The sequence below is a fragment of the Salinarimonas soli genome (genome assembly GCF_008386575.1).
GTDB classification, from domain to species: Bacteria; Pseudomonadota; Alphaproteobacteria; order Rhizobiales; family Beijerinckiaceae; genus Salinarimonas_A; species Salinarimonas_A soli.
Genome location: NZ_VUOA01000045.1, coordinates 29,395 through 44,489, shown reverse-complemented (window position 1 = coordinate 44,489; position 15,095 = coordinate 29,395). Strand labels below are relative to the sequence as shown.

Below are 15,095 nucleotides of genomic sequence, written 5' to 3'. Positions count from 1 at the left end.
ATCACGCGGCTCCCTGCACGGCGATGCGGTCGTTGGCGGCGCGGCCGCCCGACACGGTCTCGGCCTCGACGTCGTCGATGCTCGGGCGCTCGGCGAGCGCGATCGTCTTGCGGCCGTGCTCGAGGGCGATCTGGGGGAGGGCGCCGCCCATATAGGCGAGCAGGGTCTGCTTCGCGATCACGTAGAGGCGCATCTGCTGCTCGCGGACCGCCTTGATCTTCTGGCCGAGCGGCCCGATCACGCCGTAGGAGAGGAAGATGCCCGCGAAGGTGCCCACCAGCGCGGCGCCGATGAGGCCGCCGAGCAGCGCCGGCGACTGGTCGAGGGCCCCCATCGCCTTGATGACGCCGAGCACGGCGGCCACGATGCCGAGCGCCGGCAGGGCCTCGGCCACGCTGGTGAGGGCGATATAGGGCTTCAGCTTCTCCCGCTTCATGGTCATGAGCTCCTCGTCCATGAGGCTCTCGATCTCGTGCGGCCGGGCGTTGCCGATGAGCATGAGGCGGACATAGTCGCAGACGAACTGGGTGAGCTCGGGCTGGGCCAGCACGCTGGGGAAGCGGGCGAAGATCTCCGAGCCGTTCGGGTTGTCGATATGCGGCTCGACCTCGTTGCGGCCCTTGCTGCGCAGCTCGCGCATGAGGTTGTAGAGCAGGCCCAGCAGGTCGAGGTAATCGCGCTGCTTGGGAACGCGCCCGAACACCGCCTCCAGCGACGCCTTGCCCGTGTCGCGCACGACCTTGAGCGGGTTGGCGATGATGAAGGTGCCCAGCGCCGAGCCCCCGATGATGAGGTACTCCCAGGGCTGCCAGATGACCATGACGTGGCCGCCCATGGCGACGAAGCCGCCGAGCAGCGACCCGATCGTGATGATCAGGCCGATGATGATAGCCAAGGCCCGCGCTCCCTCTCAGTCTTCCGGGAGATCAGGATTAGGCGTGAAAGCTTGCGCGAGGCTGTGAGGGGGGCCGCTCGCGGGGCCTTGACCCGGCGGCAGGCTTGTGGACCCTTCCGACCGCAAGCGCCGCACGACACAAGGCCAACCCATGTCTCCCCTTCCCGCCGTCCTCGACCATATCGACCGCAACCTCGACGCCTCGCTGGAGCGTCTGTTCGCCTGGCTCGCCATCCCCTCGATCTCCACCGACCCAGCCTATGCGGCGGAGTGCCGGCGGGCAGCAGACTGGCTCAGGCGGGATCTGGAGGGTCTCGGGGTGCGGGCCGAGGTGCGGGAGGTGCCCGGCGCCCACCCGGCGGTCATGGGCCGCGTCGAAGGCCCGTCCGGTCCCCACGTGCTGTTCTACGGGCACTACGACGTCCAGCCCGTCGACCCGCTGAACCTGTGGGAGACGCCGCCCTTCGAGCCCCGGATCGCGACCCTGCCCGACGGGCGCAAGGTGATCGTGGCGCGCGGTGCCTGCGACGACAAGGGCCAGGTGATGACCTTCGTCGAGGCCTGCCGGGCCTGGAACGCGGTCACGGGCTCGCTGCCGGTGGGCATCACCTTCCTCATCGAGGGCGAGGAGGAGAACGGCTCGCGGGGGCTCCCGGAGTTCGTGGCGAGCATCCGGGACGAGCTCAAGGCCGACGTGGCGCTCGTATGCGACACAGGGATGTGGGATCCCCGCACCCCCGCCATCACGGCCTCGCTTCGCGGCCTCGTCTACGAGGAGATCGTGGTGCGCTGCGCCGACCGGGACCTGCATTCGGGCCTGTTCGGGGGCGCGGCGCGCAACCCCATCCACGTGCTGTCGCGCATCGTCGCCGACCTGCACGACGCGGACGGCCGGGTGGCGCTGGAGGGCTTCTACGACGGGGTCTCCGAGCCGCCGGAGGAGGTGAAGGCGCGCTGGCGCCAGCTCAACCTCACGCCGGAGGACTTCCTGGGCCAGGTGGGCCTGAAGGAGAGCGCGGGCGAGCGCGGTCGCATGCTCATCGAGCAGATCCAGTCCCGCCCGACCTGCGACGCGAACGGCATCATCGGCGGCTATACGGGCGAGGGCACGAAGACCGTCATCGCGGCGGAGGCGCGGTGCAAGGTCTCGTGCCGCCTCGTCGGCGAGCAGGACCCGGAGGCGGTCTCCCGGGCGATCGAGGCGCACGTCAAGGCCCGCATCCCGGCGGACTGCTCCTACGAGATCATCCGCTACAAGGGCTCGCGCGCGATCGCGCTGCCCTTCGACATGCCCCAGCTCACCGCGGCCCGCGACGCCCTCGGCCAGGAATGGGAGACGGCGCCCGTGGTGATCGGCTCGGGCGGCTCGATCCCCATCGTCGGCGACTTCAAGCGCACCTTGAACCTCGACACCCTCCTCGTGGGCTTCGGCCTCGACGACGACCGGGTCCACTCGCCCAACGAGAAGTACGACCTCACGAGCTTCCACAAGGGCACCCGCTCCTGGGCGCGGATCCTCGCGGCGCTGGCGGGGTGAGGGCGGACAACCCCACTAGGTAAGTGCTTTCGGCGCGGCTTCTTGCGCCGGATCCCGGATCTGCGTCCCGCTGGCGCGGGATCTGTCCGGGAAAGTGGTGGAGAATGGTCCAGATGTCTCCAGAACCTCCACGCTCACTTTCCCGGACAAGCTGCGCGAAGCGCAGCGCCGATCTGGGACCCAGGGGTCAGATGCCGCGAAGCGGAGCCTCATGCCTGCGCCGGCAGGCCGGCGGCGGGCTCACCCGATCAGCGCTCGCAGATCCGCCACCGTCGCCACCGGCTCCAGCCCCGGATACTCGTCCGGCAGGCCCGCCCGGTTCACCCAGACGGGCATGAACCCGAAGGCCGCGGCGCCCGCGATGTCCCAGCGGTTCGAGGAGACGAAGAGTGTATCCTCGGGGGCGACGCCGAGGGCTGCGGGCACCAGGGCATAGGCGCGCGGGTCGGTCTTGAACACGCCCGCGGCCTCCACCGAGATCACATGATCCAAGGATCCCGTGAGCCCCGCCGAGGCCGTCGCCGCGCCGAGCATCCCGGGGTCGCCGTTGGAGAGGATGCCCGTGGCGAGGCCCCGCGACCTGAGCCCCGCCAGAGCGTCAGGAACCTCCGGGTAGGCGTCGAGCGCCCGATAGGCCTCGAGCAGGAGGGGGCGGACGGCGCGGTCGACCCCGGGGCAGCGGGCGAGGGCATGATCGAGCGCCCGCTCGGTCAGGGTCCAGAACGGCTCGTAGCGGCCCGCGAGCGAGAGCACCCAGGAATATTCGAGCTGCTTGCCCCGCCACAGCTCCGACAGCCGCGCCGCGTCCGGGCCGACCTGCGCGGCATGGCGCGACACGGCCGAGTGGACGTCGAACAGGGTGCCGTAGGCGTCGAAGACGGCGGCACGGGGCGGGCGGGGCAGGGCTGCGATCATGGGCCATGCTGGCGCCCTCGCGGCCCCGGCGCAAGGAGTTCGCCAAGGCGCGCGCAAGCCATGAGACCTAGGCCTCCGGGGGAGCCATGGTGACGACGTCGCCGCCTGCCGAGATCGTCGTCCACATCGGCGGCGCACCCTTCCCTTTCAGGCCGCCTCGCGCAGCGCACGCGCGGACGTGACCTGTCCGGGGTCGACCTTGCGCAGCCCGCCGCCGCCGGACGCCACGCATCACGGCCCGTGAGGCGATCGATCACAGCTTGTCATGAGCCCGCCATTGACGCGGGGGCGGCCGGCGCGCTCTTGTGGGCGAAACGCTGATCCGACGGAGGATGCTTTGGCTTGGTATTCGCAAACATGGACCTGGGTCGACGGCGCTTGGCATGAGGGCAACCCGCCTCTCATGGGCCCGCGTACCCATGCCTCCTGGCTCGGCTCCACCGTGTTCGACGGCGCGCGGATTTTCGAGGGCGTCGCCCCGGACCTCGACCGGCACGCGGCCCGGGTGAACCGCTCGGCCCTGGGCCTGGGCCTCAAGCCCACCATGGCGCCGGAGCAGATCGTGGCGCTCGCCCTGGAGGGCGCGAAGCGCTTCTCCCCCGACGCGGCGCTCTACGTAAAGCCGATGTACTGGGCCGAGGCGGACGGCATCGCCACCATCACGGCCGATCCGGATTCCACCCGCTTCGCCCTGTGCCTGTTCGAGGCGCCGATGCCGGTGCCGGGCGGGCTGTCCATCAGCAAGTCCCCGTTCCGCCGCCCAACCCTGGAATCGATGCCCACCGACACCAAGGCGGGCTGCCTCTACCCGAACAACGCCCGGGTCATGCGGGAGGCCAAGGCGCGGGGCTTCGACAACGCGCTGGTCTGCGACGCGCTCGGCAACGTCGCCGAGACGGGCACGTCCAACGTGTTCATGGCCCGCGACGGCGTCGTCCACACGCCGGCCGCCAACGGCACCTTCCTCAACGGGATCACCCGCCAGCGCGTGGTCTCGCTCCTGCGCGACGCCGGGGTGACCGTCGCCGAGTCGACCCTCACCTACGAGGACTTCGCCGCCGCCGACGAGATCTTCATCTCGGGCAATTACTCGAAGGTCATGCCGGTCCTGCGCATCGACAGCCGCGACCTCCAGGCGGGGCCGTTCTACCGCAAGGCCCGCGAGCTCTACTGGGCCTTCGCGCACGACAAGGCCGCCCGCGCGGCGTGAGGAACGGCAAGGCTTGAGCCGCGGCGTGGCAGTTAACTCAGCGTTGCCGTCGCCGCGGTGCAAGACGGATTGCCAACCTCGACAGAAGAGGCGCTCGTAATCGCGCGACGATTGCAGAAATGAACTTTCGCCGTGGGCCTCGCGTTGACGTGCATCCCGCAACGATGCGCGGATGAGGGCGATGAGACAGCGAAGCGGAAGCGATTTCTACATGAACGTGGCCGTGGCGTCCTTGTCCTTCGCGGCCATCATGGCCGTGATTGCGGCGCCGCTCTGGCGATTGGGTTTCTAGCGATGGGGGCGGTGCGCCAGCGGGCGCGCCGCCCTTCGCGCATGAGGCGGGCGCCGAGACCCGTCAGCCGCGCGTGCGCGGCGACCATGGATCGAGGCCGAGCCCCGCCTCGCGCGGCGGCAGCGGCATGGACAGGCTGAAGACCAGGCCCTCGGGAGCGTAAACGAACGCGACCTCCGCCTCGAGCTCGCGGGCGAGCCCCCGCTGGATCAGGGTCGAGCCGAAGCCCGAGGCCGTCGGGCGCACCACGGCGGGACCGCCGCGCTCGGTCCAGGCCAGCTCGACGCGGGGCACCGCGCCCGTCTCGTCGATCGACCAGCGGACGTCGAGGCGGCCCGTGCTCGTCGACAGGGAGCCGTACTTGGCGGCGTTCGTCGTGAGCTCGTGCGCCATCATGCCCACCGCCACGGCCGCCCGGGGCGAGAGGTCGACCACGGGCCCCTCGATCGTCACCCGGCGGTGGCTCTCGTCGTCGTAGAGCTCCACCTCGTTGGCGATCACGTCGCGCAGGGACGCGCCCTCCCAGTTGTTCGCCGTCAGGATGTCGTGGGTCTTCGCCATGCCCTGGACGCGGTCGATGAGCTTGTCGCGGTAGCTCGCCACGTCGGTGGTGGTGCGGGCCGTGAGGGTCGCGAGCGCCAGGACGGTCGCGAGGGTGTTCTTCACGCGGTGCGCGATCTCGTGCAGGAGGAGATGCTGGCGCTCCTCGCCGCGCTTGCGCTCGGTGACGTCCATGAGCACGCCGAGCACGCGCTTCGGCTCGCCGTCGGGCCCCGGAACGATCTCGGCCCGCATCATGAGCCATCGGGTCGAGCCGTCGGGCCACAGATAGCGCAGCTCGATCTCGCCGTAGCGCTGCCCCGCTTCGACGGTCTGCATGAAGGTCCTGCGCAGCCGCTCGCGCTCGCCCGGCGCATAGCGGGCCCGCACGTCCTCCACCGTGGGCGTGGCGTCCTCGGGAAAGCCGAGGAGCCGGTTGAGCTCCGGCGTGACGGTGAGGCGGTCCTGGGCGATGTCGACCTCCCAGATCGCCATGCGCCCGGCATCGATCGACAGGCGCAGACGCGCCTCCGACTGCCGCAGGGTCCGCTCGGCCCTGCGCCGCTCCGTGACGTCGGCCACCACCGCATAGAACCCGTCCACCCGGCCGGAGGCGTCGCGGCGAGGGCTGTACTCGATCTCCGTCTCGCGCACCGAGCCGTCGGCGGCGACCATCGGAGCCTCGTAGCGCACCGCCTCGCCGCGTAACGCGCGCTCGATGTGCGGGCGTCGCTGCTCGTAGAGCGCGTCGCCCAGCACCTGGCGCACCGTCCGGCCCTGGATCGCCTCGCGCGGGCGGCCGAAGAACGCCTCGTAGGCGCGGTTCACGAGGCCGTAGCGCTGCTCCAGGTCCACGAAGGCGACGAAGAGCGGGATCGCGTCCGCGAGGAGCCGCAGCTGCTCGCCGTTCGCCCGCAGGGTCTCGGACTGGCCGGCCTGGTCGGCATTGACGCGGTGGAGCGCCGCGAAGGATTCCTCGGCCGCTATGGCCCGGTCGCTCTCGTGGCTTCCCCGCGCCTCGGCGGCCCCGAGACGGCGGCGCAGGTCCGCGTTCTCGCGCTCGAGCCGCGCGAGGCGTTCCGCCAGGGGCTCAGCCCCGTCACCGCCCTGGGGCTGCGCGCTCATGGTCATGGCGTGTCCGTGATCGGCTCCAGGTCTCATGGGTCAACGCATTCCGGCGATTCGCGTTCTGATATAGCCTGCATCGCGTCGGGATGCCGCCATATCGGGGGAGCCGACGCCCGACAAGGACGAGATCATGCTCCTCGACGCCCGACGCTCCATCCTCGTGGTGGTGGACATCCAGGAGCGGCTCCTGCCCGTGATGCAGGAACCCGAGCGGGTGGTGCGCTCGACGGCGATGCTGCTCGCCGGCGCGGGGCGGCTGCAGGTTCCGGTCCTCGTGACGGAGCAATATCCGCGCGGCATCGGCCACACCGTCGGGCCCCTGCGCGAGGCGCTGCCGGAGGGCGCGCGCGTGGTGGAGAAGCTCGCTTTCTCGGGCGCGCGCGAGCCCGCCGTCGCGCAGGCGGCGGAGGCCTTGCGCGCGGGCGGACGCGACCAGCTCGTGGTGGCGGGCATCGAGGCCCATGTCTGCGTGCTCCAGACCGCGCTCGGCTTTCGCGCGCTGGGATACGAGGTGGCGGTGGTGGCCGACGCGGTGTCGAGCCGCGCGGCCCACAGCCTCTCCGCGGCGACCGCGCGGCTCCTCCACGCCGGATGCCAATGGGTGACCACGGAGATGGTGCTCTTCGAATGGCTTGAGCGGGCGGGCACGGAGGATTTCCGCGCCCTGCTGCCCCTGATCAAGGGGGACTGAGCGGGCGCTCAGGCGCGGCCGCCGCCGATCTGGTCCTCGCCGCCCGCCGCGATGAACTCCTTGAGCTCCTCCAGGGAGGCGAACTTGTAGCGCCCCGTGGGCGTGTCGGCCTGGATCGAGCCGTCGGCATACATCACGTAATTGTTGCCGCCCGAGCTGTAGGTGCCGATCACCACGAGTTCCTCGTCGGCCTTCGCCTCCCCCTCGGCGTCTCCAGGCGCGCCCCGGTCGGCGCCCTCGGCCGCGGGTTCCCCGCCGTCCTTCGACTCGTCCGCAGGCGAGGCGGGCTCGTCGCCGGAGGCGGCCGGCGGCTTCTCGGCGGCGGAGGGGGCTTCCGCGGGAGACGGCTCGGCTCCCTGCGTGCCCCGCAGGAGGCCGCCGAAGCCGAACTCGTCGGCGCCCGCCGGCTTGTCGCCCCGCGTGTCGGTGCCGGACAGCTCGACGGGAGGAGGCGCCGAGGGCGCGGCCATCGAGGGCGCGATCACCGGAGGAGCGACCACCGGGGGCGCCACGACCGGGGGCTCGGGCAGCGGCGGGGTGGCGATCCGGGCCCGGTGCGGCTCCGTCCCGGCGGCGTCCTCGCCCGGCGACGCCTGGAGGGCGGGCACGGCGCCGAGCCCCGGCGCGCCGAACCCGGCCGAGGGACCCGCCGCGAGCTCGGGGATGCCGGCGAGCCCGGAGAGGTTCGGGCGCGGGGGCGGGGCGTCGGGCGGGTTGGCGCGCGCCAGCCGCTCGATGCCGCGCTGGACCGCCGCCTCGATGCGGTGCAGGGCCGCGATGGCGCGGGCGATGCCGAACAGGAGGACGCCGCCCGTGCCGAGCACGGACCCGCCGATCACCATGGTCCAGCCGCGCTCGAGCACCACGAGCTCGAAGCCTTGAACGACCAGATAACCGCCCCCCGCGACCATCGCCGCCGAGAGGGCGTACAACGCAAACACCATGATCCCGCGCCTCGAACCCTGCGTCAGCGGCGCACACTAAGGCTAAGATTCTGTTTTGCAACAACTCCGCCGGGCGGGCGACGACTTAAACGTCCCGTCAAGGTTATCGCGGCGGAGCCCCGGGCCCGATCGCCGCCCCGCGCTCGTCCGCCGGGCCGGTTGCCGTTCGGAAAGCTGGGGCTTAAGTGGAACGGGCGGCGCCTCTCCTCCCGGCGGGCGCCCGCTCACCTCCAGCAGGACCCGAGGAGACGACGATGGCATTCGAGCTTCCTGACCTTCCCTATCCGCACGATGCCCTGCAGCCCTACATGTCGCGGGAGACCCTGGAGTTTCACCACGACAAGCATCACCAGGCCTACGTGACGGCGGGCAACAACCTCCTCAAGGGCTCCGAGCTCGAGGGCAAGGGCGTCGAGGAGGTCGTGAAGGGCTCCTACGGCGTCAACCAGCCGCTCTTCAACAATGCCGGCCAGCACTACAACCACATCCATTTCTGGATGTGGATGAAGCCCAACGGCGGCGGCGCGATCCCGGGCCGGCTCGAGAAGAAGATCGTCGAGGACCTAGGGTCCGTCGACAAGTTCAAGGAGGACTTCGTCCAGGCGGGCGTGACCCAGTTCGGCTCGGGTTGGTGCTGGCTCGCGGTCAAGGACGGCAAGCTCGCGATCATGAAGACGCCGAACGGCGAGAACCCGCTCGTCCACGGCGCCCAGCCGATCCTCGGCTGCGACGTGTGGGAGCACTCCTACTACATCGACTACCGCAACCGCCGGCCCGACTACCTCAAGGCCTTCCTGGAGAACCTCGTCAACTGGGACCACGTCGACGAGATGTTCCAGAAGGCCGGCGCGTGACGCCTGCGGACGGGGCCTTCGGGCCCCGTTTTCGTTCGAGGAGCCCTCATGCCGCAGGGCGCGGGCGACGAATCCCACGGCCAAGGCGAGACGATATGGCCACATTACGGGTTCACACGGGATGGCGAATGCGGCCTATAGCGGAGACGATGCGTCGCCGCGGCGCGCCGCGTCCCACCCTCTGGACTCGATGGACCTGATGACGACTGCCCCCCACCACGACGATCACGACGACATCATCTATCCCTCCGCCATCCCGTTCCTGCTCGCCCACGTGGCGTGCTTCGCCGCGATCTGGACCGGCGTGACCTGGCAGGCGGTGGCCATCGCGGTGTCGCTCTACTGGCTGCGGATGTTCGCGATCGGGGCGGGCTATCACCGCTACTTCTCGCACCGTGCCTATTCGACCGGCCGGGTGTTCCAGTTCATCCTCGCCGTGCTGGCGCAGTCGACGGCGCAAAAAAGCGTGCTGTGGTGGGCCGCCAAGCACCGCCACCACCACCTCCACTCGGACACGCCCCACGACGTGCACTCGCCGCGCCAGAAGGGCTTCTTCTACTCGCATGTTGGCTGGATCTTCGATTCCAAGCACGGCGACACCGATCTCGTGAAGATCGACGATTTCGCGCGCTACCCCGAGCTGATGTGGCTGCACAAGTACGAGCTCGTGCCGGCCGTCGTGCTGGCGCTGATCTGCCTCATGCTGGGCGGCTGGCCGGGCCTCGTCGTCGGTTTCTTCTGGTCGACGGTGGCGGTGTACCACGGCACGTTCTGCATCAACTCGCTCGCCCACGTGCACGGGCGCAAGCGCTACGTGACGGGTGACGACTCCCGCAACAACTGGCTGCTCGCGCTCGCCACCATGGGCGAGGGCTGGCACAACAACCACCACGCCTACCAGGCGAGCGTGCGCCAGGGCTTCCGCTGGTGGGAGGTCGACCCGACCTTCTACATCCTCAAGGTCCTCTCCTGGCTCGGGATCGTGTGGGACCTGAAGTCGCCGCCCGAGGCCGTGCTCAAGGGCGAGCAGCGGCTGGGCTCGCGGGTCATCGAGCGCGCGGCCGCCGACCTCGCGGCGAGCTTCAACCCCGACCGCCTCGCGGCGTCCCTGCGCCAGGCGATCGCGACCTCCCCCGGCCTCGCCGAGGTGCGCGAGCGGCTCTCCCAGGCCCAGCATCGCGCGGCCGACGTGCTCGCCGACATCCACCTGCCGCATCTGCCGAGCCGCGACGAGATCCGGGCGCGGGCGGCCGAGATGTTCGTGAAGAACCGCAACATGGACGACATCGTCGACCGCGCCCACCGCATGGTGCTGGAGACCATCGGGGCCCGGCTCGCCACGGCGTGACGGCCGTGAGGCCCGCCGCTCCCGGGCGGCGGGCTCAGGCCGAGGGCCAGGGCACGAGGTCCAGGCCCAGCGCTTCCAGGAGCTCCTCGAAGCGCCGGGACGACAGGTACATGAGCTCCTGCGAGCGGGTCTCCACCACGGGATCGATGGCGCGCAGCTCGTCGTCCACGTAGCCCGGATGGCACATCACCACGGGCTTGCGGCCGAGCCGCACCACGAAGCGGTGCATCTCGCGCTCGAAGGACCGGGCGGGATCGAAGGCGGAGAAGCCGGAAAAACCCTCGTTGGTCTCGAAGCCCGCCGCCCGGGCCGCCCGGCGAAAGCCCAGGGCGAAGGCCTTCAGGGTCGCGGCCTTCGCCATGGCGCCGCGGCGGCGCACGATGGGCCGCAGGTCGTCGGAGGGGTCGCGCAGCCACAGCCGGCCCTGCAGCCCCCGCCGGCTCAAGGCTCGCAGCAGCTCCCGCCTGATCCCCGGCAGCACGTGGACGTGCTGGTGCCCGTCGACGAAGTCCGGCGGCCGGTCGAGCACCGCCATGAAGGCGTCGAGCTGGCGCTCGATCTCGGGCCCCACCTCCGCCTCGTCGAGGCCGCCCCGCAGCGAGAGCCCGATGAGCCGGCCGAGCGAGGGCAGCCGTCCGTCCGGCGCGAGGCAGGGCAGGGGGCCGAGCGGCGCGCCGGAGGTGAAGTTGAGGTGGAGCCCCACCCCGATCTCGGGGCCCGCCTCCCGCAGGATGGGGCCGAGCCGGGGCCACCAGCGGTGCGTGGTCATGGCGCTCGTGGCCGACAGGCGCCCCATGTCGAGAAGGTCCACAATGCCGAGGCTGACGCCCTCCGTCAGCCCGAAATCGTCCGCACACAGCACCACACGGTGCCCAAAAGCCGCCGCCACGAAAGCTCCTCCCCGAGGATCGCAGGATTAACGCTCTTGAGCCCGGGTGAAAACTCGGCTTGAGATGCCCACGACGAAAAGGTCACCCGCGTGCATCCCTCCGACATCGAGCTCAGCGTCGTCATCCCCGTGTTCAACGAGGGCCCGAACATCGGGCCGCTCTGCGAGCGGGTGCGCCCGATCCTGGACCGGATCACGGGGGCCTGGGAGATCGTGTTCGTCGACGACGGCAGCGCCGACGGCACGCTCGCCGCGATCGCGGCCGTCCATGCCGAGGAGCCCCGCATCGGCGCCGTCTCCTTCAGCCGCAACTTCGGCAAGGAGATCGCCATCGCGGCGGGCCTCGACCATGCCCGGGGCCGCGCCGTGGTGATCATGGACGCCGACCTCCAGCATCCGCCGGAGCTGATCGAGACCTTCGTGCGGCACTGGCGCGAGGGCTACGTGATGGTCTACGGCCAGCGCACGGACCGGGAGGGCGAGAGCGCGGTGAAGCGCGGCTTCGCCCAGATCTTCTACCGCCTGTTCGAGCGCTTCGGCGAGACGAGCCTGCCCGAGGGCGCGGGCGACTTCCGGCTCATCGACCGGAAAGGCGTGGAGGTGCTGCGGGTGCTGGGCGAGCGGGCCCGCTTCTCCAAGGGCCTCTATGCCTGGGTCGGCTTCCGGCAATTGGGCGTGCCCTATGCCGTGGCCAAGCGCGAGCACGGCACCACGAAGTTCAGCTTCCGCAAGCTGTTCCGCTTCGCCTTCGACGGCATCACCTCGTTCTCGACGATTCCGTTGCGTGTCTGGACCTATGTGGGCGGCGTCGTCTCGCTGATGGCCTTCGCGGCGGCCCTGTTCTTCGCCATCCGCACCGTCGCCTTCGGCTCGGACGTGCCGGGCTACCCCTCCCTCATCGTGTCGATCATGTTCTTCTCAGGCATCCAGCTCATCTCGCTCGGGGTGATCGGCGAATATATCGGCCGCATCTTCGCCGAGGTGAAGCGCCGGCCCCTCTACGTGGTGGCCGAGCGCATCGGCGGGGCCGCGCAGACGGGCGACACGCTCACCCGCGACGCGCCCCGCGTGGCGCATCTCTGACCGATGCTGCGCAAGATCCTCTCCGTCGGGGGCTGGACGCTCCTCTCCCGGGTCAGCGGCTTCGTCCGCGACGTGGTGCTCGCCGCCGTGATCGGCGCGGGGCCGATCATGGACGCCTTCGCGGTGGCGCAACGGCTGCCGAACCACTTTCGGGCGATCTTCGGCGAGGGGGCGTTCAACGCCGCCTTCGTGCCCACCTATACCCGCACGCGGGCCCGGGACGAGGGCGGCGCGGGGCTGTTCGCGTCGCGGATCTGGACCCTCATGGTGGTGATCCAGGTCGCGCTCCTCGCTGCGGCCCTCGTCTTCATGCCGGCGATCGTACGGGCGCTCGCGCCGGGCTTCGCGGAGGATCCGGCGCGGTTCGACCTCGCGGTGACGCTGACCCGGATCACCTTCCCCTACCTGTTCTTCATCACCCTCGTCACGATCCTCTCGGCGCTCCTCAACGCCCATGACCGCTTCGCGGCGGCCGCGGCCGCCCCGGTGCTCCTCAACCTCGCCATCATCGCGGCCCTCGCGGTTGGCTTCCTCTTTCCGGGAGCGGGCCACGCGGCCGCGTGGGGCGTGTTCGCGGCAGGCGTGCTCGAACTCGCCCTGGTGTGGATCGCCGCCCGGCGCGCCGGGATCATGCCGGCCCTGGCGCGCCCGCGGCTCGATCCGGCGATGCGGGGCTTCTTCCGCACCTTGGGTCCCGCCGTGATCGGCTCGGCGGGGGTGCAGATCGCGCTCTTCGCCGACACGATCATCGCCTCGTTCCTGCCCCGGGGCGCGGTCTCCGCGCTCTATTACGCCGACCGGCTCAACCAATTGCCTGTGGGCGTCGTCGGCATCGCGGCCGGCACGGTGCTCCTGCCCGAGATGGCGCGGCGGATCGCGGCGGGCGACCCGGCGGGCGCGCACGCGGCGCAAAACCGGGCGGTGGGGTTCACCCTCGCCCTCGCGCTGCCCTGCGCGGTCGCCTTCGTGGCGGTGCCCGATCTCATCATGAAGGCGCTGTTCGCCCGCGGCGCCTTCACGGAGGCGGACGCCCGCGCCGCGGGCGCCGTGCTCGCGGCCTATGCGATCGGCCTGCCCGCGGTGGTGCTGATCCGCTCGATGCTGGCGAGCTTCCATGCGCGCGCCGACACCGCGACCCCGCTCTATGCCTCGCTCACGGCGGTGGGCGTCAACGTCCTCCTGAAGATCGCCCTCATGGGGCCCTTCGGGGCGGCAGGGCTCGCCTTCGCGACCTCGGCGGGCGCATGGGTCAACATCCTTCTCCTGGCGGGTCTCGCCTACCGGCGCGGCTGGACCGCGCCCGGCCCGACGCTCGCCCGCACGGCGCTCGCCGTCGTGCTCGCCTCCTTGGTCCTCGCCCTGGTGACGCTGGGGGCCCGCGGCCCGCTGACGGGGCTCCTGGAGGCGCTGCCGCGCTGGCGCGACGAGATCCTGCTCGCGGCCCTCGCGGCGCTAGGCGCCCTGACTTACGGGGGTGCCCTCGCGGCCGGCGCGCGGCTGCTCGGGGTGCGGCTCGCGAGGCGCTGAGCGGGCCTCGCCCATGCCGGGCGAAAACCGTCTAGTCTGACGCCATGCAGCCCGAATCGCCTCAGCCCTGGCGGCTCGCCGTCGGGGGGCTTCTCGCCCTCGCCGTCGCCATGGGGATCGGGCGTTTCGTCTACACGCCGATCCTCCCCGTCATGGCGGCGGGCCTCAAGCTGTCGACCGCGCAGGCCGGCCTGATCGCGTCGGCGAACTTCCTGGGATACCTCTTGGGCGCGCTAGCCGCCTCGACCCCGCGCCTGCCGGGCTCGCGGCGGTCCTGGCTCGTCGGCGGCCTTGCCGCGAGCGCCCTCACGACGGGCCTGATGGGCGCCGTGAGCGCCCTCCCGGCTTTCCTCGTCATCCGTTTCGCCGGCGGCGTCGCCAGCGCCTTCGTCATGGTGTTTGCCTCCAGCCTCGTCCTGGAGCGGCTTGCCCAAGCAGGGCGCCCGGGGCTCGGGGCGGTGCATTTCGCGGGGGTAGGGGCCGGCATCGCGGCCTCGGCGCTCATCGTCGGGGCGCTTGCCGGCGCGGACTGGCGGTGGCTGTGGCTCGCCTCCGGCGCCGTCGGCCTCGCGGCCGTGCCGATCGTCGCGCGCTTCGTCCCGCCGGACAAAGGCTCCGCCCGCTCGGCCGCCGCCACGGCGCCCCTGGCCATGGGCCGCCCGCTGCTCGCCCTCATCGCGGCCTATGGTCTGTTCGGCTTCGGCTATGTCGTCACCGCGACCTTCCTCGTCGCCATCGTGCGCGACGCGCCGGGCTTGCGGCCCATCGAGCCCGTGATCTGGCTCGCCGTGGGGCTCGCGGCCGCGCCGTCCGTCGCGGCGTGGAACCTTGCGGCCCGGCGGGTCGGGGTGGTGCCCGCCTTCGCGCTCGCCTGCCTCGTGGAGGCGCTCGGCGTCGCATTGAGCGTGCTCGCGACCGGCGCCGCGGGAGCGCTCCTCGCGGCGGCGTTCCTCGGGGGCACCTTCATGGCGATCACGGCGCTGGGCTTCGTGGGCGCGCGGGCGCTCTCCCCCTCCGATCCGCGCCAGGTGATCGCGCTCATGACCGCCGCCTTCGGCGCGGGGCAGATCGTCGGGCCCGTCCTGGCAGGGATCATGGTCGACCGCAGCGGCAGCTTCACGCCGCCGACCCTCCTGGCGGCCGGCGCGCTCGTCGCCGCGGCCGCCCTTTCGCTTGCCGCACGCCCGCCGTCGCGGGGGTGAGCACGAATCGTCAAGATATCGTCAAGCTTTCGCAGGGCCG

13 protein-coding genes are annotated in these 15,095 nt (G+C 71.3%); 8 read left to right on the top strand and 5 right to left on the bottom strand.

All coding sequences use genetic code 11. The features are described from left to right. Position 1: 1 nt before the first annotated feature. A complete protein-coding gene (motA, locus tag F0L46_RS23290) occupies positions 2 to 895 on the bottom strand; it encodes a flagellar motor stator protein MotA (RefSeq protein WP_149822013.1) in 894 nt (297 codons plus the stop codon). A 151-nt stretch (positions 896 to 1,046) separates the two neighbouring features. Between motA and F0L46_RS23285 the strand changes: the two genes are divergently transcribed. After that, positions 1,047 to 2,432, top strand: a complete 1,386-nt coding sequence (locus F0L46_RS23285) for a M20/M25/M40 family metallo-hydrolase (protein WP_149822012.1) — start codon at positions 1,047 to 1,049, stop codon at positions 2,430 to 2,432. A gap of 240 nt (positions 2,433 to 2,672) precedes the next feature. Here F0L46_RS23285 and F0L46_RS23280 read toward each other — a convergent pair whose 3' ends face one another. Beyond that, positions 2,673 to 3,347 (bottom strand): haloacid dehalogenase type II, encoded by a 675-nt coding sequence (locus F0L46_RS23280; RefSeq protein ID WP_149822011.1) that lies wholly within the window; start codon positions 3,345 to 3,347, stop codon positions 2,673 to 2,675. Between the two features lie 337 nt (positions 3,348 to 3,684). Between F0L46_RS23280 and F0L46_RS23275 the strand changes: the two genes are divergently transcribed. Continuing rightward, on the top strand, positions 3,685 to 4,557 hold the full coding sequence (locus F0L46_RS23275; protein ID WP_240540126.1) for a branched-chain amino acid aminotransferase: 873 nt from the start codon (positions 3,685 to 3,687) through the stop codon (positions 4,555 to 4,557). Between the two features lie 355 nt (positions 4,558 to 4,912). On the opposite strand, the gene F0L46_RS23270 is transcribed toward F0L46_RS23275, so the two are convergent. Then, positions 4,913 to 6,520, bottom strand: coding sequence for a sensor histidine kinase (locus F0L46_RS23270; protein WP_188312109.1), 1,608 nt, complete (start codon positions 6,518 to 6,520; stop codon positions 4,913 to 4,915). 127 nt (positions 6,521 to 6,647) lie between these two features. Here F0L46_RS23270 and F0L46_RS23265 point away from each other — a divergent pair, with 127 nt between their 5' ends. Next, positions 6,648 to 7,208 (top strand): isochorismatase family protein, encoded by a 561-nt coding sequence (locus tag F0L46_RS23265; protein WP_149822008.1) that lies wholly within the window; start codon positions 6,648 to 6,650, stop codon positions 7,206 to 7,208. Positions 7,209 to 7,216: 8 nt separating this feature from the next. Here the strand turns inward: F0L46_RS23265 and F0L46_RS23260 are convergent, their stop codons facing one another. Next, on the bottom strand, positions 7,217 to 8,152 hold the full coding sequence (locus F0L46_RS23260; RefSeq protein WP_149822007.1) for a hypothetical protein: 936 nt from the start codon (positions 8,150 to 8,152) through the stop codon (positions 7,217 to 7,219). Positions 8,153 to 8,406: 254 nt separating this feature from the next. On the opposite strand from F0L46_RS23260, the gene F0L46_RS23255 reads away from it, so the two are divergent. Together F0L46_RS23255 and F0L46_RS23250 are read left to right on the top strand one after the other, a co-directional pair. Further along, on the top strand, positions 8,407 to 9,006 hold the full coding sequence (locus F0L46_RS23255) for a superoxide dismutase (RefSeq protein ID WP_149822006.1): 600 nt from the start codon (positions 8,407 to 8,409) through the stop codon (positions 9,004 to 9,006). Between the two features lie 196 nt (positions 9,007 to 9,202). After that, positions 9,203 to 10,354 carry an acyl-CoA desaturase gene (locus F0L46_RS23250; protein ID WP_438646705.1) on the top strand — a complete coding sequence of 384 codons (1,152 nt, stop codon included), beginning with the start codon at positions 9,203 to 9,205 and terminating at the stop codon, positions 10,352 to 10,354. Between the two features lie 34 nt (positions 10,355 to 10,388). Here the strand turns inward: F0L46_RS23250 and F0L46_RS23245 are convergent, their stop codons facing one another. Beyond that, positions 10,389 to 11,243: a ChbG/HpnK family deacetylase gene (locus F0L46_RS23245; RefSeq protein ID WP_149822004.1), complete on the bottom strand. Its 855-nt coding sequence runs from the start codon at positions 11,241 to 11,243 to the stop codon at positions 10,389 to 10,391. 90 nt (positions 11,244 to 11,333) lie between these two features. On the opposite strand from F0L46_RS23245, the gene F0L46_RS23240 reads away from it, so the two are divergent. From F0L46_RS23240 to F0L46_RS23230, 3 genes are read left to right on the top strand one after another with little or no spacing between them, the layout of a single operon-like run. Continuing rightward, positions 11,334 to 12,326 carry a glycosyltransferase family 2 protein gene (locus F0L46_RS23240; protein WP_149822003.1) on the top strand — a complete coding sequence of 331 codons (993 nt, stop codon included), beginning with the start codon at positions 11,334 to 11,336 and terminating at the stop codon, positions 12,324 to 12,326. A gap of 3 nt (positions 12,327 to 12,329) precedes the next feature. Further along, positions 12,330 to 13,853, top strand: coding sequence for a murein biosynthesis integral membrane protein MurJ (gene murJ / locus F0L46_RS23235; protein WP_149822002.1), 1,524 nt, complete (start codon positions 12,330 to 12,332; stop codon positions 13,851 to 13,853). A gap of 44 nt (positions 13,854 to 13,897) precedes the next feature. Beyond that, complete coding sequence (locus tag F0L46_RS23230) at positions 13,898 to 15,055, top strand: YbfB/YjiJ family MFS transporter (RefSeq protein ID WP_149822001.1); 1,158 nt, start codon at positions 13,898 to 13,900, stop codon at positions 15,053 to 15,055. The last annotated feature ends 40 nt before the right edge of the window (positions 15,056 to 15,095 follow it).

Excerpts from the sequence above, each read along its gene's own strand:
- murJ (WP_149822002.1), top strand. The coding sequence starts at position 12,330 with ATGCTGCGCAAGATCCTCTCCGTCGGGGGCTGGACGCTCCTCTCCCGG.
- F0L46_RS23260 (WP_149822007.1), bottom strand. The coding sequence starts at position 8,152 with ATGGTGTTTGCGTTGTACGCCCTCTCGGCGGCGATGGTCGCGGGGGGC.
- F0L46_RS23255 (WP_149822006.1), top strand. The coding sequence starts at position 8,407 with ATGGCATTCGAGCTTCCTGACCTTCCCTATCCGCACGATGCCCTGCAG.
- F0L46_RS23230 (WP_149822001.1), top strand. The coding sequence starts at position 13,898 with ATGCAGCCCGAATCGCCTCAGCCCTGGCGGCTCGCCGTCGGGGGGCTT.
- F0L46_RS23280 (WP_149822011.1), bottom strand. The coding sequence starts at position 3,347 with ATGATCGCAGCCCTGCCCCGCCCGCCCCGTGCCGCCGTCTTCGACGCC.
- F0L46_RS23270 (WP_188312109.1), bottom strand. The coding sequence starts at position 6,520 with ATGACCATGAGCGCGCAGCCCCAGGGCGGTGACGGGGCTGAGCCCCTG.
- F0L46_RS23285 (WP_149822012.1), top strand. The coding sequence starts at position 1,047 with ATGTCTCCCCTTCCCGCCGTCCTCGACCATATCGACCGCAACCTCGAC.
- F0L46_RS23265 (WP_149822008.1), top strand. The coding sequence starts at position 6,648 with ATGCTCCTCGACGCCCGACGCTCCATCCTCGTGGTGGTGGACATCCAG.